Source organism: Streptomyces sp. NPDC054872, from assembly GCF_053610705.1.
This window is the reverse complement of record NZ_JBSGYY010000051.1, coordinates 1-20,520: the sequence shown is the minus strand read 5'-3', so window position 1 is coordinate 20,520 and position 20,520 is coordinate 1. Positions and strand designations below refer to the sequence as shown.

The window sequence follows — 20,520 nt, the reverse complement described above, 5'->3', positions numbered from 1 at the left end:
CCCTCCAGCGACTGCCTGCGCGCTTCCACTCATGCCATGTGACCTGGGCTTTTGCAGGGCCCGGCCCTATTCTCGGACCCCGTGGAAAGGGGCCCGGATGCACCGGAACATACGCACTGTTGACGACGTCCTGAAGCTCATGGACGGTCTGTTCGCGCCGGAGGCCGACCGCTGGACCGCCGACGCGGCGACCTGGTGGGACGGCTTCTACACCGACCGCGACCGGCCGGTGCCGTTCTTCGTGGCGAAGCCGGACGAGAACCTGGCCTCCTACGTCGAGCGTGGACTCGTCACCCCGGGGCGCGCCCTCGATCTGGGCTGCGGTCCCGGCCGCAACTCCCTGTATCTGGCCTCCCTGGGATTCCAGGTGGACGCCGTCGACCTCTCCCCGGCAGCCGTGGACTGGGCCGAGGAGCGGGCCCGCGAGACCGGGGCGGACATCCGCTTCCACCGCGGCGACGCGTTCGCGCTCACCGACACCGAACTGCGCGGCCCCTACGACCTGATCCATGACTCGGGCTGCTTCCACCACCTGCCGCCCCACCGCCGCGTCAGCTATCTCTCCCTGCTCGACCGCGCCCTGGCTCCGGGCGGCCACCTCGGTCTCACCGCCTTCGCCTCCGGAGAAGCGGGTTCCGGCTCCGAGCTGCCCGACGCGGACTTCTATCACGCGTCCGCACTCCACGGCGGCCTCGCCTACACGCCGGAGTCCCTGCGCTGGATCTTCTCCGACCTGACGGAGGTCGAACTGCGCCGCATGCGCGACGAACCCGAGGACTCCGCGTGCTTCGGCGAGTCCTTCCTGTGGACGGCACTGTTCCGGCGGGACGCCTAGGCTCTGCTGTCGTGAAAGCCCCTCTCGACCTGACCGAAGTCGGCTCCGTCGGCGGATTCTTCGCCCTGCGCACGGGTGAGCCACCCGCAGGGCCCCAAGTGACGCCCCTGGCACGGCTGTACGCGGGCGACGACGGGCCCCTCGGGTTCCGCGTCGACAAGGTCGCCGCCCGGCTCGGGGCGCCCGACGCGCGCGTCGCGGTGTCCGTGGCGCAGCTGGGGCTCGCGGCGCGGCTGTGGTCGGTGGCGCTCGGCTCGGCCGCGCTCCACGGCGAGGTGCCCGACCTCGATCCGGGGCGGCTGCACTGGGACGCGGACGGCAGCTCCCCCGATGACCTGTGGCTGACCGAGGTGCGGACGCGGCCGGGCGACGCCGCGAACATCCGGGAGGTCGTGCAGCACGCCCATCTGGTGCCCCTGGCCGACGCCTTGCGCACGCGCCACCGGATCTCCGCGCCCCTGCTGTGGGGCAACGCGGGCTCCGCGCTCGCCGGCGCGGCCCGCGAACTGGACACCTGGGCCCGCCGCACCGGACGTACCGACGTGGGGGAGCGGGCACGGACACTGGCCGCCGAACTCTTCGACCATCCCGACCTGCGCGACACCGGAACGCTGCGCGGCACGGCCTTCCGCCGCCGCAGCTGCTGTCTCTACTACCGGTGCCCGGGCGGCGGCCTGTGCGGCGACTGCTGCTTCGACCGGCCGCCCCGGAGGTCGGTGCGGGCCTCTTCCCCACCGGGCGCTTCTGGGTGACCATGAGGGGGCGGGAGACCGGCGGCTGGGGTGGACGGACGGAGGTTCTGCGTGCGAGTAGGACTGCTCACCCGGGAGTACCCTCCGGATGTCTACGGCGGAGCGGGCGTCCATGTCGAGTTCCTCGCACGGGAGTTAGAGGCCCTCGTCGACGTCGACGTGCACTGCTGGGGAAACGGCGCAGCCGACGGCGGCCCCACGCGCCATCAGGCCTGGGACGCCCTTGACGGCGCCAACGACGCCCTGCGCACCTTCTCCGTGGACCTCTCCATGGCGGCGGCACTCACCGGCTGCGACCTCGTCCACTCCCACACCTGGTACGCCAACCTCGCGGGCCACCTCGGGAAGCTCCTGTACGGCATCCCGCACGTCATGACCGCGCACTCCCTGGAGCCGCTGCGCCCCTGGAAGGCCGAGCAGCTGGGCGGCGGTTACGCCCTCTCCGGCTGGGCCGAGCGCACCGCCGTCGAGTCCGCGGACGCCGTGATCGCCGTCTCGCGGGGCATGCGGACCGACATTCTCGGCTGCTATCCCGCCATCGACCCGGCGAAGGTGCACGTCGTCCACAACGGCATCGACACGAACCTGTACCGCCCCGACCCCGGCACGGACGTCCTGGAGCGCCTGGGGATCGACCCCGACCGGCCCTACGTCCTGTTCGTCGGACGCATCACCCGGCAGAAGGGCGTGCCCCATCTGCTGCGCGCGGCCAAGGAGTTGGACCCCGCCGCGCAGCTCGTGCTCTGTGCCGGAGCGCCCGACACACCGCAGATCGACGCCGAGTTCCGCACCCTCTTCGAGGAGCTGAGCCAGGCCCGCGGGGGAGTGCACTGGATCCCGGAGATGCTGCCGCGCGAACAGGTCGTCCAACTCCTCACCCACGCGCGGGCGTTCGTCTGCCCGTCGGTGTACGAACCGCTCGGCATCGTCAACCTGGAGGCGATGGCGTGCGGCACCCCGGTCGTGGCATCGGACGTCGGCGGCATCCCCGAAGTCGTCGCCGACGGAAGCACGGGCCTCCTCGTCCCGTACGAGGAGAAGGAGCCGGCGGCCTTCGAGGCGCGGCTCGCACAGGCCCTGAACGAACTGGTCACCGATCCGCGCGCCGCGACCCGCATGGGCGCGGCCGGACGCGACCGTGCCGTCAGGGAGTTCGGCTGGGACGCGGTCGCGCGACACATGACCCGCGTGTACGAGGAGTTACTCGAGTCCAAGTGATCCCAGTTAAGGGGGCGGCGCGATGCGCGGTGGACCTTCGGTGCTCGGAATCGTCCTGGCGGGCGGTGAGGGAAAGCGCCTGCAGCCCCTCACGGCCGACCGGGCCAAACCAGCGGTCACGTTCGGCGGCACCTACCGCCTCGTCGACTTCGTGCTCTCCAATCTCGTCAACGGCGACGTCATGCGGATCTGCGTGCTGACCCAGTACAAGTCGCACTCCCTGGACCGGCACGTCACCACCACCTGGCGGATGTCCAGCCTCCTCGGCAACTACGTCACCCCGGTCCCGGCGCAGCAACGCCTGGGCCCGCGCTGGTACTTGGGCAGCGCCGACGCGATCCTGCAGTCCCTCAACCTCGTCCACGACGAACAGCCCGATTACATCGCGGTGTTCGGGGCCGACCACGTCTACCGCATGGACCCGCGACAGATGCTCAACCAGCACTTCGAGAGCGGCGCCGGGGTCACGGTCGCCGGGATCAAGGTGCCGCGCTCGGACGCGTCCTCCTTCGGCATCATCACTCCCGCGCGGGACGGCACCCGCGTCGACCGCTTCCTGGAGAAGCCCACCGACCCGCCGGGCCTGCCGGGATCGCCCAACGAGGTGTTCGCCTCCATGGGCAACTACGTCTTCACCACGAAGACCCTCGTCGACGCGATCCAGCAGGACGCCGAGGACGACGACTCCAAGCACGACATGGGCGGTTCGATCCTGCCGATGCTCACCGAACGCGGCCTGGCCCAGGTCTACGACTTCGACGACAACCACGTGCCCGGGGAGACCGCGCGCGACCACGGCTACTGGCGTGACGTCGGCACGCTCGACGCGTACTACGAAGCGCACATGGACCTGATCTCCGACCAGCCGGTCTTCAACCTGGACAACCGCCGGTGGCCGATCTACACGCACCCGGGCGGCCTGCCGCCCGCCAAGTTCTGCGCGGCGGGCATCGCGAGCGAGTCCATCGTCAGCCCCGGCTGCGTCATCCGGGGGCAGGTCACGCGCTCCGTGCTCTCGCCCGGCGTGACGGTCGAGGACGGGGCGGTCGTGCAGGGCTCGGTGCTGCACGACAACGTACGCGTGGGCAGGGGAGCGGTGGTGCGGGGAGCCGTTCTGGACAAGAACGTGGACGTCCCGCCCGGGGCGACGATCGGCGTCAACCCCGAGCGGGACGAAGAGCTCTACACGGTGTCGAAGGGCGGCGTGATCGCGCTGGGGAAGGGGCAGATCGTTCCCATGTAGTCCCCTGTGGCCCCGGCGTCCGTACCCGCTACAGCACCCTGCGCCTGCGTCCCAGCCACGTCTGCGCGATCACCACGAGCGCCAGGAAGGCGCCGCTGACCACTTGTTGGTAGGCGGAGTCGAGCGAGCCGATCTGGTTGATGACGTTCTGGATGACCTTCAGGAGCAGCACGCCGACGAGTGATCCGCTGATGAAGCCGAATCCGCCGGTCAGCAGTGTGCCCCCGATGACGACCGCGGAGATCGCCTCCAGTTCCATGCCCGAGCCGAGGATGGTGACGCCGGAGACCAGCCAGGCCGCGTTGAGCGCGCCCGCGAGTCCCGCGCAGAGGCCGGAGAGGGTGTAGACGGTGACCTTGGTGCGGGCCACGGGGGCGCCCATGAGGGCCGCCGCGTCCTCGTTGCCGCCGACCGCGTACACGTACTGGCCGAAACGGCTGCGGCGCAGGACCACGGCGCCGGCGACGAAGAGGGCGACAGTGATCCAGACCGGGGCCCCGATGCCGAGGAACTTGCCCTGGCCGAGCGTCGCGAAGAAGGAGTCCTTGTCGACGAGATAGGTCGTGGAGCCCTCGTCGGTGATGGACAGCAGGATGCCGCGCGCGCCCAGCATCGCGGCCAGCGTCACGATGAAGGGGGCCAGGCGTGAGCGGGCGATGAGGAGGCCGTTGACGAGGCCGATGAGTCCGCACACGGCCAGGGGCAGGAGCAGTGCCACCGCCGTCCCGTACCGCGAACCCCAGGCCGCGAGGACGCCGCCGAGCGCGAACAGGGACCCGACGGAGAGATCGATGCCGCCGGTGATGATCACGAAGGTCATGCCGAGGGCGACGACCGCGAGGAAGGCGGAGGAGACCGCCATGTTCTCCAGGTTGTCGGCGGTCAGGAACGTGTCGAAGCTGAGTGACGCCGCGATGACGGCGACCACCAGGGTGACCAGGGCGCCGTGCTGCTGGGCGAGTGCGCTGACGCGCTCGGAGCGGCTCGCTCCTGTCTCCGCGTCCTCGGGGTCCTCGGGCTTCTTCATGGGCTTGGCCTTGGATAGGACGGTGCCGGTCACCGCTTGCCCCTCTCCCGTGCCGCGTAGACGGCGAGAATGATCACTACGGCCTGGGCGATCTGTGTCCAGGAGGGCGGCAGATCGTGCTTGATGAGCGTGGCGGTGAGCAGCTGGATCAGTACGGCGCCCGCGACGGTGCCGCCGATCCGTATGCGCCCGCCGCTGAGCGGAGTGCCGCCGACCACGACGGCCGTGATCGCGGACAGTTCCATCAGGTTGCCGAGCGAGGTCGGGTCACTCGCGGTGAGCCGGGCCGTCGCCAGGACACCCGCGATGGCGGCGAGCACGCCCGAGCAGACGTACACGAGGATCAGGACGCGTCGTACGGGGAGACCCGCGAGGCGCGCGGCCGGGCGGCTGTCGCCGATGGCCAGGAGCTGGCGGCCGAAAGTGGTGCGCCGCACGACGAAGGCCACGATGAGCGCGAGGGCCGCCGCGATCAGGACGAGGTAGGGGATCCCCAGGACGGCACCGGATCCGAGCGACCCCATGGTCGGGTCGTGTACGTCCTTGAGCTGGGGCAGGAACACGAGAGCGAGGCCCCGGCCGGCGACCATCAACGCCAAGGTGGCGACGATGGGCTGTACGCCGATGAAGGCGATGAGGGAGCCGTTCGCGACGCCGATGGCCGCACCGCCGATGAGCGCGACGATGATCGCGATCCATGTCCCGTAGCCCAGGTAGAGGGAGAGCAAGGACGTGGACAGCGCCATCACCGAACCCACGGAGAGGTCCACGCCCTCGCTGCCGATGGCCAGGGCCATGCCCAGGGCGACGATGAGGACGGGGGCGACCTGGACGGCCTGGGTGCGGAAGTTCTCGGCGGACAGGAAGTGCGGGGTGAGGGCGATGTTCAGGATCAGGAGGACGGCTACGCCCAGGTAGACGCCGTAGTTCTGGAGGTGGCCGAGGATGCGGTCGCGGTCGGCGTGGGCTTTCGCGCCGACGGCTTCCGTGGCGAGGTCAGTCATGGTGGTCTCCGGGGCCTCCGGTGGTGGCTATCGCCCGCATGAGGGCGTCTTCCGTGACCTTGGAGCCCGTCAGTTCCTCGATCACCGTGCCGTCCTTGAGGACGATGACCCGGTCGGAGCCTTCGATGAGTTCCTCCATGTCGGAGGAGATGAGGAGCACCGCGAGGCCGTCGTTGGCCAGTTCGTCTATCAGCTTCTGGACCTCGGCCTTCGCGCCGATGTCGATGCCTCGGGTGGGCTCGTCCAGGAGGAGGACCTTCGGGTTCATCGCCAGCCAGCGGGCCAGGAGGACCTTCTGCTGGTTGCCGCCGGACAGTTCACCCACCTTCTGGTGAGGTCCCGACGCCTTGATGCGCAGGCGCTTCATGAACGTGTCCACGATCGAGTCGATCGCCGCCTCGTTCACCAGACCGAGGCGGGAGAGGCGGGGGAGTGCGGCGAGTGCGATGTTCTCGCGGACGGAGAGACCGGGGACGATCCCCTCCGCCTTGCGGTCCTCGGGGAGCAGGCTGATGCCGGCGCGGATGGCGGCGGGTGGCGAGCCGGTGCGGACCGCGTCGCCCGCCACCACCACACGTCCGGAGTCGGGCGACAGCGCGCCCGCGATGGCCTTGGCCGTCTCGCTGCGCCCCGAGCCGAGCAGGCCGCCAAGGCCCACCACTTCGCCCGGGCGGATGTCCACGGAGACGCCGTGCAGGTGGTGGCGCAACGTCAGATCGCTTGCCTGCAACACGGGTTGTGTCTCCGGTGCGTGTTCCCCGGAGAACTTGGTGACGCCCTCCTCGCGTACTTCCCCGATCTCGCGGCCCAGCATCAGCGAGACGAGGCGGAGCCTGTCGAGTTCCACGATGGGCCCCGTGTGCACCAGCTTGCCGTCGCGCAGCACGGTGACCGCGTCGCACACCTCGTAGAGCTCCTCAAGCCGGTGGCTGACGTAGATCACCGCGATCCCGCGGTCCCGCAGCATGCGGATGACGCCGAACAGGGTCTGCACCTCGCGGGGTTCGAGCGACGACGTCGGTTCGTCCATGATGACGACCTGCGCGTCGACCGAGACCGCTCGGGCCAGGGCCACCATCTGCTGGGTGCCGACGCCCAGTTCACGCAGCGGGCGGCGCACGTTTACGCGGATGCCGAGCCGCCGCAGGGCCTCGTCCGCCTCGCGGTGCATGCGGCGGAAGTCGATGAGGCCGAGTCGCCCGCGAGGCTCGCGGCCGAGGAAGAGATTGCGGGCCACGCTCATCAGGGGGACGAGGTTGACCTCCTGGTAGATGGTGGAGATGCCCGCGTGCTGTGCATCGAGTGGCGTGGCGAACGTGACCTGTTGCCCGTTGTACGTGAGCTCGCCCGCGTCCGGCGCGTACACGCCCGTCAGCACTTTGATCAGCGTGGACTTGCCCGCGCCGTTCTCGCCGATCAGGGCGTGCACCTCACCGGCGCGTGCGGTGAAGTCGACCCCGTCCAGGGCCCGTACGCCCGGGAACGTCTTGCTGAGGCCGGTGACCGAGAGGACGTCGGACATCTCAGTACGCCTTGCCGAGGTCCGCCTTGGCGTTGTCCTTCGTGTACGCGCTGTCCTTGATGACGATGTCCTGCGAGACCTTCGTGCCCTTGGTGAAGGTGTCCAGGGTCTGGAAGGCCAGCGGGCCGAAGCGCGGGTTCGACTCGATGACGCCGGAGATCCAGCCGTCAACGATGCCCTGCACGGCGTTGCGCGTGCCGTCGACCGTCACGATCTTCACGTCACCGGCCTTCTTGCCCGCGCCCTTGAGGGCGTTGACCGCGCCGAGGCCCATCTCGTCGTTCTCGGCGTAGATGCCGTCGATGTCGGGCTTGGACTGGATGAGCTGCTCGGTGACCTGCTGGCCCTTCTCGCGGGCGAACTCGCCCGTCTGCTTGAAGACGACCTTCAGGTCGGGGGCCTTCTCCTTGACGCGGTCCTCGAAGCCCTTGGTGCGCTCCGTGGTGACGTTGTTGCCCGCGGCGCCGAGCAGGATCGCGACCTTGCCCTTGCCGCCCGTCGACTCGATCATCTGGTCGGCCGCCCGCTTGCCCTGCTCCACGAAGTCGGAGCCGATGAAACTGACGTAGTCCTTGCAGGCCTTGGCGTTGATCTTGCGGTCGATGGTGATGATCGGGATGTGCTTGGCGGAGGCCGAGCGAAGGACCGGCTCCCAGCCGTCGGAGTTCAGCGGTGCGATGACAAGCAGGTCCGCGCCCTTGGCGATGAGGTCCTGGACGTCGCTGATCTGCTTGGAGAACTGCGACTGGGCGTTGGCGGTGAGGAGTTTGACACCGCGCTTCTTCGCCTCGGCCTTGATGGACGCCGTCTCCGCGATGCGGAAGGGGTTGGCCTCCTTCTCGGACTGGGAGAAGCCGACGGTGGCGCTCTTGAGGTCGAGCTTCTTGCCGCCGTACGCGTCTATCGCACAGGTCGGTCCGCTGCCCTCGCTCGGTTCCGAGACGACCTGACCGGAGTCGCCCTTGTCCTGTGACGCGGAGCTCTTGTCGCCGTCGTCCTCGGACTTGGCGCATCCGGTGGCGAGCGCGAGGCTCGCGGCGAGACCGGCGGCGAGGAGGGTCCTGGCTGAGGTGCGGCTAAGGCGTGTGGTCGGCTTCATGGAGTCCCCAAAACGGCACGGCCCCGGCGCTGAGAGCGCTCACGGGAGGATCGGCTCTTACGGTCAACTCGGCGCTACGGGGAGCTTTTTACATCGTTGAAAGGGGGCTGTAAACCCTCCGCGCAGGGTGAGGACTCGGCTGACGACCCGCCAGTTCAGCGTCGTCCCAGTGTGCTCTCCCGCTCCACCAGGCGGAATTCGGCGGTGAGTTCACGTCCTTCGGCTGCTCCCGAGCCCTCCAGGCTGCGCAGCAGCGAGGCCACCGCGAGCCGGGCGATGGCCTGTTTGTCCGGCGAGACCGTGGACAGCGTGACCGCCCCGAACTGTCCCTCGGCGATGTCGTCGAAGCCGACCACCGCCACGTCCCACGGCACGCGCAGGCCGCGTTCGTGCAGCACCCGCATGGCGCCGATCGCCACCAGGTCGTTGTACGCGAAGACCGCGTCGGGCCGCACCCCCGCGTCCAGCATCCTCGCCATCGCCTTCGCCCCGTCCCAGCGGTTCCAGCCGCCGACCGGACCCACCAGACTGTCCGGTGCGGCGATCCCCGCCTGCGTCAACTCCTCGCGCCAGCCCTGGAGCCGGAGGTTCGCCGGTCGGTTCGCGGAGTCCGTGCGGGCGCCGAGATACGCGATGCGGGAGCGCCCGCGGCCGATGAGGTGACGTACCGCGGTGCGGGCCGCCGCCACGTTGTCGATCGCGATGTGGTCGTAGGGCAGGTCGTACTGGCGCTCGCCGAGCAGCACCAGCGGCACGTCATCCTCGCGGCCGAGCAGGTCGGCCGACTCCAGCTCCAGCGGGCTCATGATCAGACCGTCGATCACCCGGGCCCGGAAACCCTGGCTGACCAGGACCTCCTGCTCGCGTTCGCCGCGGGTGTGGTCGAGCAGCACGGTGAAGTCGTGCTCGGCCGCCGCGTCGATGACCGCGCCCGCCAGCTCGGCGAAATAGGGGTTCCCCAGCTCGGGGACGGCGAGCGCGATGATGCCCGTACGCCCTTTGCGCAGGTGGCGCGCCGTCAAGTTCGGTCGGTAGCCCAGCTCGTCGATCGCCTCCTGCACGCGCGCCCGCATCGCCGGGGTGACGTGCTGATATTTGTTCACCACGTTCGAAACGGTCTTGATGGAGACGCCCGCGCGCTCCGCGACGTCCTTGAGGCTAACCCGCACGTGCAGCTCCCTGCGTCGAGGTGCACCCCTGTCCTGGGGTGTTTGTCATGGCCCTGGACAGCGCGCCGGGGAGCGTGCTGTCATGCCAACTGCCGTTCCTTCCAACGTTGTACAGATTCGTTGTACAGACTGCGGCGGTCGGCCGCCACCCCCTTCCTCAGCCTTCAAGCACCGCTTCGAGCTACGGAGGATCTGTGCGCCCCACCCGACCCGGACGAGTGAGGCAGCGACTGATTTTGCTGCTCACCGTCGCCCTCGCCTTCGCCGGACTCACCGCGGTCCCCGCCGCGACAGCCGCCGACGAACCCCCCGAGATCCACGGCCTGAAGGGCGAGTACTACACGCAGTCCGCCCCCGGAGCCTTCGACTTCCACGAGCTCAAGGCCACCGGCTTCGACCAGAAGATCGACTTCGACAACCTCGACCCGCGCCTGGCCTTCGCCACCGGCAAGGCCGACGACGCCACCGTCCGCTGGACCGGCAAGGTCGTCCCGGAGAAGACCGGCTCCCACACCTTCTCCATGATCGGCGACAACGGCTTCAGGCTCTGGGTCGACGGCAAGCTCGCCATCGACCACTGGGTCGACGACTGGGACAAGGAACAGACCGCGCAGCCGGTCGAGTTGACCGCGGGCAAGGCCTACGACATCAAGGTCGAGTACTTCGAGCACTACGGCGGCTCCAACCTCCACCTGCGCTGGACCGAGCCCGGCGGCAGCAAGAAGGCCGTCCCCCAGTCGGCCTTCCGCCTCCCCGACGGCTTCGAGTACGACGGCGCCACCTCCGCCACCGTCCTCAAGGACGGCCGCACCCTGAAGCTGGACTTCGCCCAGAAGCTCGGCACACCCCCGAACGGCCTCGCGGACCACATCGAGGCGGTCATCGGCGGCGCCAAGTGGCCCATCGGCACGATCAAGGCCGACCCCGAGGACCCGCGCGCGCTGCTCGTGGGCCTCAAGGAGCCCGTCGTCGGCAACAAGACGGGCACGGCCAAGGGCACCGCCGACATCCGCTACGACGGCAAGGGCGGCCTCACGGGCGACGACGGCAAGGAGGTCGCCGCCTTCTGGAGCAGCGGGCCCAACCACTCCGAGCACCAGCTGCGCACCAAGTTCGCCGACGACGTGAACCCGGACAACGCGCTCCCCGAGTACCCGCGCCCCCAGCTGACCCGCGACGCCTGGCGCAACCTCAACGGGACCTGGCAGTTCGCCCCGGCCAAGGCCGGCGAAGAGCCCCCGTTCGGCAAGCAGCTCGGCGAGAAGATCCTCGTCCCCTACCCGGTGGAGTCCCAGCTCTCCGGGGTGGAGCGGCACGAGGACCGCATGTGGTACCGCAGGACCTTCACCGTCCCGCAGGGCTGGAAGGTCGGCGACGGCAAGCGCCTCAAGCTCAACTTCGGAGCGGTCGACTGGCAGTCCGAGGTCTTCGTGAACGGCAAGAAGGTGGCCGAACACAAGGGCGGCTACGACAAGTTCAGCGCCGACATCACGGACGCGCTGAAGCCGGGCAGGACGCAGGAGCTGATCGTCGGCGTCTATGACCCGACCGACTCCAAGGACGGCGAGAACCCGCCCGTCGGCAAGCAGCGCCTCGACCCCAGCGGCATCTGGTACACCCCGTCGTCCGGCATCTGGCAGACGGTGTGGATGGAGCCGGTGGCGGCCGACCACGCCGACTCGCTGAAGATCACGCCCGACGTGGCCACCAAGCAGGTCACCGTCGAGCCCAAGGGCGTACGCGACGGAGTGCCGGTCAGGGCGGTCGCGTACGAGGGCAAGAAGAAGGTCGCGGAGGCGAGCGGACGCACGGGCAGCCCGCTCAAGCTGAAGATCGCCGAACCGCGTCTGTGGTCGCCGGACAACCCCTTCCTCTACGACCTGAAGGTGACCGTCGGCCGCGACAGCGTCAAGAGCTACTTCGGGATGCGCACCATCGCCGTGGAGAAGGTGAACGGCACCCCGCGCACGATGCTCAACGGGAAGCCGCAATTCCTCATGGCCACGCTCGACCAGGGCTTCTGGCCGGACGGCCTGCACACGGCGCCGACCGACGAGGCGCTCGCGTACGACCTGAAGATGCACAAGGAGATGGGCTTCAACTCGGTGCGCAAGCACATCAAGGTGGAGCCCGACCGCTGGTTCTACTGGGCGGACAAGCTGGGCCTGATGGTCTGGCAGGACATGCCGTCGATGGACGCGGGCCGCAACCCGGGCACGGCTGCCCGCGCCCAGTACGAGTCCGAGATGAAGCAGATGATCGACGAGCACGCGAACCACCCGTCGATCGTCATGTGGGTCACGTTCAACGAGGGATGGGGCCAGTACGACGAGGGCCGCATCGCCACCCAGGCCAAGTCCTGGGACCCGACCCGCCTGGTCAACGGCATGTCGGGCCTCAACCTCGGGCGCGACGGCGGCACCGGCGACATCATGGACGAGCACGGTTACCCGAGCCCGGCCCTGCCGCCCAAGCCCGACGGCGTGCGGGCCCAGATCAACGGCGAGTACGGAGGTCTCGGACTCGCGGTGCCGGGCCATGCCTGGTCCGTGCAGCAGAGCTACGTCGACGTGGACCCGGCGACGTACACGGACGACTACCTCACCAAGCTGGACGAGGTGCGCGCGCTCGCCTGCAAGGGCGGCAACGGCGCCGTCTACACCCAGATCTCGGATGTGGAGGGCGAGTTGAACGGCCTGCTGACGTATGACCGCAGGGTCGTCAAGCCCGACGTGAAGCGGCTCAAGGCAGCACATGAGGCCTTGATCGGTGACGCGTCGCGGCCGGACCCGGCGGGGTGCTCGGGCTCCTGACCCCGCGAGGGCGCTCCGGTCCGGTGGGCCGGAGCGCCTTATCCCGTGGACGTCGACCCACTCGCTTGGCACCATCAGCCCGTGATCAGCGAGAGCAAGAGCAACAGCAAGATCCAGTGGGCGGGGCCCGCGGCCCGCAACAACGCCGAGTGGTGCGACGCGGTCTGCCGTGCGCACGGCCTGCCGGGGGAGTTCGGCGGCGGGGCGTGGAGCAGCGCGCGTCGGACGCCGCCGCTGTATCCGGATGCCGTCTCGCTCATCCCCGAGGTGTCGGCCGCCGACCTGGTGGCGCGCATCGACACGGCGTCGCCTGGCTGCTCCGTCAAGGACAGCTTCGCCTGCCTGGACCTGGAACTGCTGGGCTTCGAGGTGCTGTTCGAGGCCCAGTGGATCCACCGGGAAGCGGGCGCACCTTCCGCTGCCGCGCACCTTGGATGGGAGCCGCTCAAGAGTGCCGAGTCCCTGCCCGCGTGGGAGACCGCGTGGAACGACGGCGAGGAGAGCACGGGCCTGTTCCGCCCGGGGCTGCTCTCCGAGGACACACGGTTCCTGGCCGCCTACGCCGAGGGGCGGATCGTGGCGGGGGCCGTCGCGAGCCGCGCCGCGTCGGTGGTCGGTGTCTCCAACCTGTTCACCTCGGCCGACGAGGAGTCCGCCTGGGCCGGCTGTCTGGCGGAGGTGGCCCGGCTCTGGCCGGGTCTGCCCGTCGTCGGGTACGAGAGCGGCGAGAGCCTGGATGCCGCGGTCAGTCAGGGGTTCACCCCGGTCGGGCCGCTGAGGGTGTGGCTGCACCCCGGCTGAGAGCCGACGTCGTCTCGCGGCCTCCCACCCCTTGACGCCAGCGACGCGACCGCCGAAGAATGATCGCGTTCCGCGCTTTGACAACGTTGTCCAAGGAGGCGTTCCCACCCATGAGATGGACCCAACGGCTACGCGGTACGGGGGTGGCGGTGGCCGCGGCCACGCTCCTCGGGGGAGCCCTCGCCATACCGGCGGCGCAGGCCGCCCCGGCGGCGGATACAGCGCAAGCGGCGGGCGGTCGGCTGACCGACCTGGTCAACCCGTTCATCGGCACCGAGAATGAGGGCAACACCTATCCCGGTGCGGCCGTGCCCTTCGGCATGGTCCAGTTCTCGCCCGACACCGGGCACAACACCGGTTACGACCACTCGGACACCCACATCCGCGGGTTCTCGACCGTGCATCTCTCGGGCGTGGGCTGCGGGTTGGGCGGCGATCTGCCGGTGCTTCCCACGACGGGTGACGTCAAGGAGACGGACTACGCGAAGTACGCGGCGGAGTTCAGCCACGACGACGAGAAGGCGAGCCCCGGCTCCTACCAGGTGGGCCTGAAATCCGGGATCGAGGCCGAGCTGACGGCCACCGAGCGCACCGGCGTGCAGCGTTACACCTTCCCCGCCACCGACAAGGCCAACGTCCTGCTCAACGCGGGCCAGTCGCTGCACAAGACGGGCAGCACCGAGGTCGAGATCCTCGACAGCCGTACGGTCCGCACGGCGATCACCGGCAGTGGCTTCTGCCAGGACACCAAGCCGTACACCGTCTACACGATCACCCGCTTCGACCGCCCCTTCACCACGTCGGGCACCTGGAAGGGCGACACCGTCACCGCGGGCTCCAAGAAGTCGTCGGCGGGCGAGGAGCGCAACGGCGCCTACGTCCGTTTCGACACCTCCAAGGACCGCACCGTCGAGGCGACCACCGCCCTCTCGTACGTGGACGCCAAGGGTGCCGCGCTCAACCTCCGTGCGGAGGGCGGGCGTTCGTACGACCGTGTCGCCAAGGCCGCGCAGGCCGCGTGGGAGGACCGGCTGGACGACGTGAAGGCCAAGGGCGGCAGCGAGACCGTGCGCCGCACCTTCTACTCGTCCCTCTACCGTTCGTTCCTCGCGCCGAACATCGGCAGCGACGTCGACGGCCGGTACACGGGCTGGGACCAGAAGACCCACCGGGCTGCCGATGACGGGGGGTTCACGTACTACCAGAACTGGTCCCTGTGGGACACGTACCGCACCCAGGCCCAGCTCCTCTCCCTGCTCGCGCCGCACGAGTCCCGTGACATGGCGCTCTCCGTCCTGAAGATCGACGAGGAGAGCGGCTGGCTGCCCAAGTGGGGCTACGGCACGGTCGAGACGAACATCATGACCGGCGACCCCGTCACCCCCTTCCTCACCAATGCCTACCAGCAGGGTCTGCTCAAGGGGCACGAGGAGGAGGCGTACCGCGCCCTGAAGAAGAACGCGGACGGTGTGCCGCCCGCCGCATCGGCGCCCGTGGGCCGTGAGGCCAACAAGGAGTACCTGAGCGAGGGCTTCGCGCCGTACATCAAGGGCCGCCCGCACGCCAAGCCCGGCGACTCGGACTACGACCACGGCGCTTCCGCGACGCTGGAGTACGCGCTCTCGGACGCGATGCTCGGCCAGATGGCCGCCGACCTGGGGCACAAGGCCGATGCCGAGCGGTACGCGGACCGTGCGCAGAACTACCGGAAGATCTTCGACAGTTCGACCGGGTTCTTCCGGGCGCGGGACGCCGCCGGCGCCTTCACCGGGCCCGCCGACCCGGCCAAGAGTGAGGGCTTCCACGAGGGCACGTCCTGGCAGTACCAGTGGCTCGTCCCGCAGGACCTGCCCGGCATGGTCGATCTCATCGGCGGCAAGCAGGCGGCCAACGACCGTCTCGACTCCTTCTTCGCCTACGAGCAGCTCCTGAAGGACCCGGCGAAGACCGCGCGCGAGGTGTGGGTCAACGGCCCCTACGACTACTACAACGCGGACAAGTACAACCCGCAGAACGAGCCCGACCTCATCGCCCCGTACACCTACCTGTCGACCGGCCAGCCGTGGAAGACGACCGACGTGGTGCACGCCGCGCTCACCCTCTTCACGGACACCCCGACCGGCATGACCGGGAACGATGACCTCGGCACCATGTCCGCCTGGAACGTGCTGTCCTCGATCGGTGTCTTCCCGGTCCAGCCCGGCACGGACACGTGGGGCCTCTCGACGCCCGTCTTCGAGCGCGTCGACCTGAAGCTCGACCGCCGCTACTACCCGAAGGGCCGTCTCACGGTGAAGGCGCCGGGCACCTCGGACACCAAGCGGTACATCCAGTCGGCGAGCGCGGACGGCGCCGACTACGGCAAGACGTACCTGACGACCGACGACATCCGTGACACCCGCGAACTCTCCTTCTCGGTGGGCGACAAGCCCTCGGAGTGGGGCACGTCGCAGGATGCCGCGCCGCCCGCGCTGAAGTGACGTACCCCACCCCTGCCGAAGTGACGTAGTCGACACGTCACTTGTGCACCATCAGGCCCGCCTCTCCCAGAGAGGCGGGCCTTAATCTGTTGTTAACTGTGCGTAGCTTGATCGTACTTGACCGTAGTCGCGCAACGGCGATTGACTGCACGTTCACGCCACCCCCCGCATCGTCCTCGACGCGAGAGCAGCCCGTTGAACCCGTTGAAAGCGCAGACTGCTGAGTCCTCCGACCTGCTCGCACCTCTCGACCTCGCCTTCTGGAACCTCGAGTCCGCCGAGCACCCCATGCACCTGGGGGCCCTCGGTGTCTTCGACGCCGACTCGCCCGACGCGGCCGAGCGCGCCGCCCGGCTGCTCGCCGCACGCGCGGCCGCCGTGCCCGGACTGCGGCTGCGGATCCGCCCGGTCTGGCTTCCGGTCGGCGGGGCCGTCCGCGCCACCGCGCCCTCTTTCGACCCGCTGGACCACGTCCGCCTCGCCGAGCCCGCGGAGGACTTCCACACCGCGGCGGGCGCGCTCATGCAGCGCCCGCTGGAGCGCGAGAGGCCGCCGTGGGAGGCGCATGTGCTGCCGGGCGGCGACGGCACCTCCTTCGCCGTCCTCTTCAAGTTCCACCACGCCCTCGCCGACGGGCTGCGCGCCCTGATGCTCGCCGCGGCCGTCATGGACCCCACCGACCTGCCCGCCGCCCGTCCGGCGCCCGCCGGGCCCGAGGCCTCCCGGTGGTCCTGGCTGCCCGACCCGCGCAAGCTGCCGGGCCTGGTCCGCGACACCGTCGGCGGCATGGGGCAGGCCCTGGACATCGGCTCCTCGGTCGCCCGCGCCACCTGGGGCGCACGGTCGTCGGCCGCTCTCACGTCGCAGGCCACCGGGACCAGGCGCACCGCGGGGGTGCTGCTCGACCTGGACGACGTGCACCGGGTGCGCAAGACCGTGGGCGGCACCGTCAACGACGTACTGATCGCCGTGGTCGCCGGAGCGCTGCGCCGCTGGCTCGACGAGCGGGGCGACGGCAGCGAGGGGGTCGAGCCGCGCGCCCTGGTCCCCGTCTCCCGGCGCAGGCCGCGCGGCGCGCAGCCCGCGGGCAACCGGCTCTCCGGGTATCTGGTCCGGCTGCCCGTCGGCGATCCGGACCCGGTGGCGCGGCTGCGGACGGTGCGGGCCGCCATGGACCGCAACAAGGACGCGGGCCCGAACCGCGGCGCGGGCGCGGTCGCCCTGCTCGCCGATCATGTGCCGCCGCTGGGCCATCGCATCGGCGGTCCCGTCGTCGCGCAGGCGGCCCGGCTGCTCTTCGACATCCTCGTGACCAGCGTCCCGCTGCCCAGCCTCGGCCTGCGGCTCGGGGGCTGCCCGCTCACCGCCGTCTACCCCTTCGCGCCGCTCGCCCAGGGGCAGGCACTGGCCGTCGCGGTGTCGACGTACCGGGGCCGGGTGCACTTCGGTCTGGTCGCGGACGCGGCCGCAGTGCCCGACCTGGACGTTCTCGCGCGCAGCGTGCGGGAGGAACTCGCGGGGCTCGTCGAAGCGTGCGTAAACCGTCCGCGTTTGGTAGAGGGGCCCGTCGCTACGTAAAGTTCTCTTCTTTGGAGCTTCCGCGGTCACCCAGACGAGCCGCGGCATGAGTGACGCGAGGACAGCGGCGATGACGGTGACAGAGGACAGCCCGGGGGCCGGCGGTCCGGCCGAGCCCCAGGAGGCCGGGTCGGTCTCCTTCGGCCCCGGCATCGACCCCGACCGTCTCGCCGTGTGCCTCGGTGTGCTCGACGAGCTCGACAAGCTGGACGTCGACCACCCCGACGCGATCGCCGTGCGCCGGGCCACGGCCGGGATCTACCGGACCGTGAAGCAGCGCCGCCGGCAGGAGCGCAGGGCCGCCAAGACCGCGCACGACAAGGCCGTCACCGAAGCCACCGCCACCGGCTCCGCCGAGCGCATCGACGACGAGACCGAGGGTCTGCTGCCCTCCTCGCAGACCGAGGAGGGCCGGATCGCGGGGATACTCCAGCGCCCCCGCTCCTGCTACACCTGCAAGACCCGGTACGTGGAAGTCGACTACTTCTACCACCAGCTGTGTCCGGACTGCGCCCGCCTGAACCGGTCCAAGCGCGACGCCCGCACCGACCTCACCGGCAAGCGCGCGCTGCTCACCGGCGGCCGGGCCAAGATCGGCATGTACATCGCGCTGCGTCTCCTGCGCGACGGAGCGCACACCACCATCACGACGCGCTTCCCCAAGGACGCCATCCGCCGCTTCAAGGCGATGGACGACTCGGCCGACTGGCTGCACCGCCTGGAGGTCGTCGGCATCGACCTGCGTGACCCGGCGCAGTCCGTCGAGCTCGCCGAGCGGCTGGCCGCGGCGGGCCCCCTCGACATCCTGATCAACAACGCGACGCAGACCGTACGCCGCCTGCCCTCCGCGTACGCCGCCCTGGTCGACGGGGAGGGGGCGCCGCTGCCCGCCGGGGAGCTGCCCGCCCACTCCGTCATCGGCGCCTTCAACTCCGGTGCGGTGGACGGCCTGGCCGCGCTGCCGGTCGGCACCAGCGCCCTGGACGCCCAGCAGGTCGCCGACCTCGCCCTCGTCGCGGGCAACGCCAGCGTCGCCCGGCACCTCGACGGCACCGCCATCGACGCGGGCGGCCTGGTCCCGGACGTGGTCGACAGCAACACCTGGGTGCAGACCATCGAGCAGATCTCCCCGGTGGAGCTCCTCGAGACGCAGCTGTGCAACTACACCTCGCCGTTCATCCTGATCAGCGCGCTGCGTTCGGCGATGGCCGACGCGGCGAAGAAGGCGTCGAGCGGCCGCTCCTACGTCGTCAACGTCTCGGCGATGGAGGGTGTCTTCGGCCGCGGTTACAAGGGCGCGGGCCACCCGAACACGAACGCGGCGAAGGCCGCCATGAACATGGTGACGCGGACCAGCGCGCAGGAGATGTTCCAGACCGACGGCATCCTCATGACGTCGATCGACACCGGCTGGATCACCGACGAGCGCCCGCACTACGACAAGCTGCGCCTGGCCGACGAGGGCTTCCACGCCCCGCTGGACCTGATCGACGGCGCGGCCCGGGTCTACGACCCGGTCGTGCGGGGCGAGGCGGGCGAGGACCTGTACGGGATCTTCCTGAAGGACTACGCACCCGGCAAGTGGTAAAAGGCGGGCGGCTGCGGCTGCCTCCCATGGCCCGGGCGCGCGTCACGCCTCGCCCGTCGCCGCCCGCAGTCGCTCGTGCACGGCGTACGGGGACGTCGTCCCGGCGGCGGCCCGCACGCGCGTGCCGCCGTCGACGAGTACGTCCGCGCCCGTCACCCATTCGGCCGCGTCCGAGACGAGCCAGGCAACGGCACGCGCCACGTCCTCCGGTTCGCCGATGCGGCCGAGCGGCAGGCTCGCGGCGAGCTGTTCCTCGGCGCCGTCCCACACGAAGCGGGCCATCTCGGTGCGGATCAGGCCGGGGGAGACGGAGTTGACCCGTACCAAGGGCGCCAGTTCGCCCGCGAGCTGGGCGGTCAGGTGCAGGAGCGCCGCCTTGCTGGTGCCGTACGCGCCCACGTTCGGGCCCACGTGGGACGCGCCCTCGGTGCAGATGTTCACCACCGCGCCGCCGTGCTCGCCCATCCAGGCCCGCCATGCGAGCTGCGTCAGGCACAGCGCGGCCTCGACGTTCACGGTGAAGGCGGTGCGCCACCGGGTGAGGTCGACGTCCATCAGCGCGCCGTAAGGGGCGTTCGTCGCGGCGTTGTTCACCAGTACGTCGAGCCGCCCGAACTCCTGGATCGCGAGCGCCACGCAGGCCTGCGCCCGACCGGAATCAGCCACGCCGCCCGCGCACCCCACGGCTTGGGCACCGTCCGCCCGCAGCCGGGCCACCGCCGCCTCCAGGGCGTCCGGTCCGCGGGCGGTCAGGACGAGGCGGTGCCCCGACTCCGCGAGTGCCCGCGCGACGGCGAGCCCGATCCCTCGCGAGGCCCCGGTCACCAGGGCCACCGCGCCGTCCCTTGCCTGGGCGGAAATCATCTGCGTACGGTCCCATGGAGGCCTGGAAAGGCCCATGGCCTCGACCCGTTGGGGAAATTTCGGCTCGCGGGCCACCCCCACACCGGGATCAACTGTCCGAAATACACTCCTTCGGCGGACCCCATAGAGCGCGGGCGCGCTCATTTGGTTAATGTGAGGCGAACGGACGGTCTCCAGGGGATCCACAAGCACCCCCTCGGCCGCCCCGGGACAGGCTCGCCACCGTGGCCGCGATCCCGCCTGAACAACGGCGCCACCGCGACCGAACAGCACTTGTCCTTCCGTTACGCGACACAAAGGAGTGCGCGGTGACACCAGATCTGACGAAGCAGGAAAAGCGACCGGCGGAACGCGGCAGTGAGCGGGCCGGCAGACCACGCAAGCTGAGCAACCTGGATTCGTGGGCGAAAGCGGCCCCGATCCGCCTTGCCGGCTACGAGGACGACCTCGCCGAGCCGCACATCCTCCCCGGTATCGACTGATCCCACCGCTTTCGCCGCGCGCCCCCTGCCGATTCCGGCCGGGGG

At 70.0% G+C, this 20,520-nt stretch carries 16 protein-coding genes; 10 read left to right on the top strand and 6 right to left on the bottom strand.

Annotation, left to right across the window (positions count from 1 at the left end):
• The first annotated feature begins 97 nt into the window (after nt 1-97).
• From ACWGIH_RS39015 to glgC, 4 genes are read left to right on the top strand one after another with little or no spacing between them, the layout of a single operon-like run.
• Nucleotides 98-835 (top strand): class I SAM-dependent methyltransferase, encoded by a 738-nt coding sequence (locus tag ACWGIH_RS39015; protein ID WP_453449020.1) that lies wholly within the window; start codon nt 98-100, stop codon nt 833-835.
• A gap of 11 nt (nt 836-846) precedes the next feature.
• Nucleotides 847-1,587, top strand: a complete 741-nt coding sequence (locus tag ACWGIH_RS39010; protein WP_453449019.1) for a (2Fe-2S)-binding protein — start codon at nt 847-849, stop codon at nt 1,585-1,587.
• Nucleotides 1,588-1,638: 51 nt separating this feature from the next.
• Nucleotides 1,639-2,805, top strand: a complete 1,167-nt coding sequence (glgA, locus tag ACWGIH_RS39005; RefSeq protein WP_453449018.1) for a glycogen synthase — start codon at nt 1,639-1,641, stop codon at nt 2,803-2,805.
• 22 nt (nt 2,806-2,827) lie between these two features.
• Entirely contained in the window at nt 2,828-4,048 is a 1,221-nt protein-coding gene (gene glgC, locus ACWGIH_RS39000; protein WP_453449017.1) for a glucose-1-phosphate adenylyltransferase, read from the top strand.
• Nucleotides 4,049-4,076: 28 nt separating this feature from the next.
• Here glgC and ACWGIH_RS38995 read toward each other — a convergent pair whose 3' ends face one another.
• The 5 genes from ACWGIH_RS38995 to ACWGIH_RS38975 form a co-directional block, all read right to left on the bottom strand.
• Entirely contained in the window at nt 4,077-5,075 is a 999-nt protein-coding gene (locus ACWGIH_RS38995; protein WP_453449057.1) for an ABC transporter permease, read from the bottom strand.
• A gap of 29 nt (nt 5,076-5,104) precedes the next feature.
• Nucleotides 5,105-6,079 carry an ABC transporter permease gene (locus tag ACWGIH_RS38990; RefSeq protein ID WP_453449016.1) on the bottom strand — a complete coding sequence of 325 codons (975 nt, stop codon included), beginning with the start codon at nt 6,077-6,079 and terminating at the stop codon, nt 5,105-5,107.
• Complete coding sequence (locus ACWGIH_RS38985) at nt 6,072-7,601, bottom strand: sugar ABC transporter ATP-binding protein (protein ID WP_453449015.1); 1,530 nt, start codon at nt 7,599-7,601, stop codon at nt 6,072-6,074. Before ACWGIH_RS38985 ends, ACWGIH_RS38990 begins: the two co-directional genes overlap by 8 nt.
• Nucleotide 7,602: 1 nt before the next feature.
• Nucleotides 7,603-8,700 (bottom strand): ABC transporter substrate-binding protein, encoded by a 1,098-nt coding sequence (locus ACWGIH_RS38980; protein ID WP_453449014.1) that lies wholly within the window; start codon nt 8,698-8,700, stop codon nt 7,603-7,605.
• A 155-nt stretch (nt 8,701-8,855) separates the two neighbouring features.
• A complete protein-coding gene (locus tag ACWGIH_RS38975; protein ID WP_453449013.1) occupies nt 8,856-9,869 on the bottom strand; it encodes a LacI family DNA-binding transcriptional regulator in 1,014 nt (337 codons plus the stop codon).
• A gap of 194 nt (nt 9,870-10,063) precedes the next feature.
• On the opposite strand from ACWGIH_RS38975, the gene ACWGIH_RS38970 reads away from it, so the two are divergent.
• The 5 genes from ACWGIH_RS38970 (at nt 10,064) to ACWGIH_RS38950 (ending at nt 19,129) form a co-directional block, all read left to right on the top strand.
• Nucleotides 10,064-12,682 (top strand): PA14 domain-containing protein, encoded by a 2,619-nt coding sequence (locus ACWGIH_RS38970; protein WP_453449012.1) that lies wholly within the window; start codon nt 10,064-10,066, stop codon nt 12,680-12,682.
• 81 nt (nt 12,683-12,763) lie between these two features.
• Nucleotides 12,764-13,483, top strand: a complete 720-nt coding sequence (locus tag ACWGIH_RS38965) for a hypothetical protein (RefSeq protein WP_453449011.1) — start codon at nt 12,764-12,766, stop codon at nt 13,481-13,483.
• A 110-nt stretch (nt 13,484-13,593) separates the two neighbouring features.
• Nucleotides 13,594-15,963: a GH92 family glycosyl hydrolase gene (locus ACWGIH_RS38960; protein ID WP_453449010.1), complete on the top strand. Its 2,370-nt coding sequence runs from the start codon at nt 13,594-13,596 to the stop codon at nt 15,961-15,963.
• A gap of 204 nt (nt 15,964-16,167) precedes the next feature.
• Nucleotides 16,168-17,541, top strand: coding sequence for a wax ester/triacylglycerol synthase family O-acyltransferase (locus ACWGIH_RS38955; protein ID WP_453510402.1), 1,374 nt, complete (start codon nt 16,168-16,170; stop codon nt 17,539-17,541).
• A 70-nt stretch (nt 17,542-17,611) separates the two neighbouring features.
• Nucleotides 17,612-19,129 carry an SDR family NAD(P)-dependent oxidoreductase gene (locus ACWGIH_RS38950; RefSeq protein WP_453449008.1) on the top strand — a complete coding sequence of 506 codons (1,518 nt, stop codon included), beginning with the start codon at nt 17,612-17,614 and terminating at the stop codon, nt 19,127-19,129.
• Nucleotides 19,130-19,171: 42 nt separating this feature from the next.
• Here the strand turns inward: ACWGIH_RS38950 and ACWGIH_RS38945 are convergent, their stop codons facing one another.
• The gene (locus ACWGIH_RS38945; RefSeq protein ID WP_453449007.1) at nt 19,172-19,993 is read right to left on the bottom strand and encodes an SDR family oxidoreductase; all 822 of its coding nucleotides are present in this window, start codon (nt 19,991-19,993) and stop codon (nt 19,172-19,174) included.
• A gap of 308 nt (nt 19,994-20,301) precedes the next feature.
• On the opposite strand from ACWGIH_RS38945, the gene ACWGIH_RS38940 reads away from it, so the two are divergent.
• A complete protein-coding gene (locus tag ACWGIH_RS38940) occupies nt 20,302-20,475 on the top strand; it encodes a hypothetical protein (protein ID WP_361831645.1) in 174 nt (57 codons plus the stop codon).
• Nucleotides 20,476-20,520: the final 45 nt, after the last annotated feature.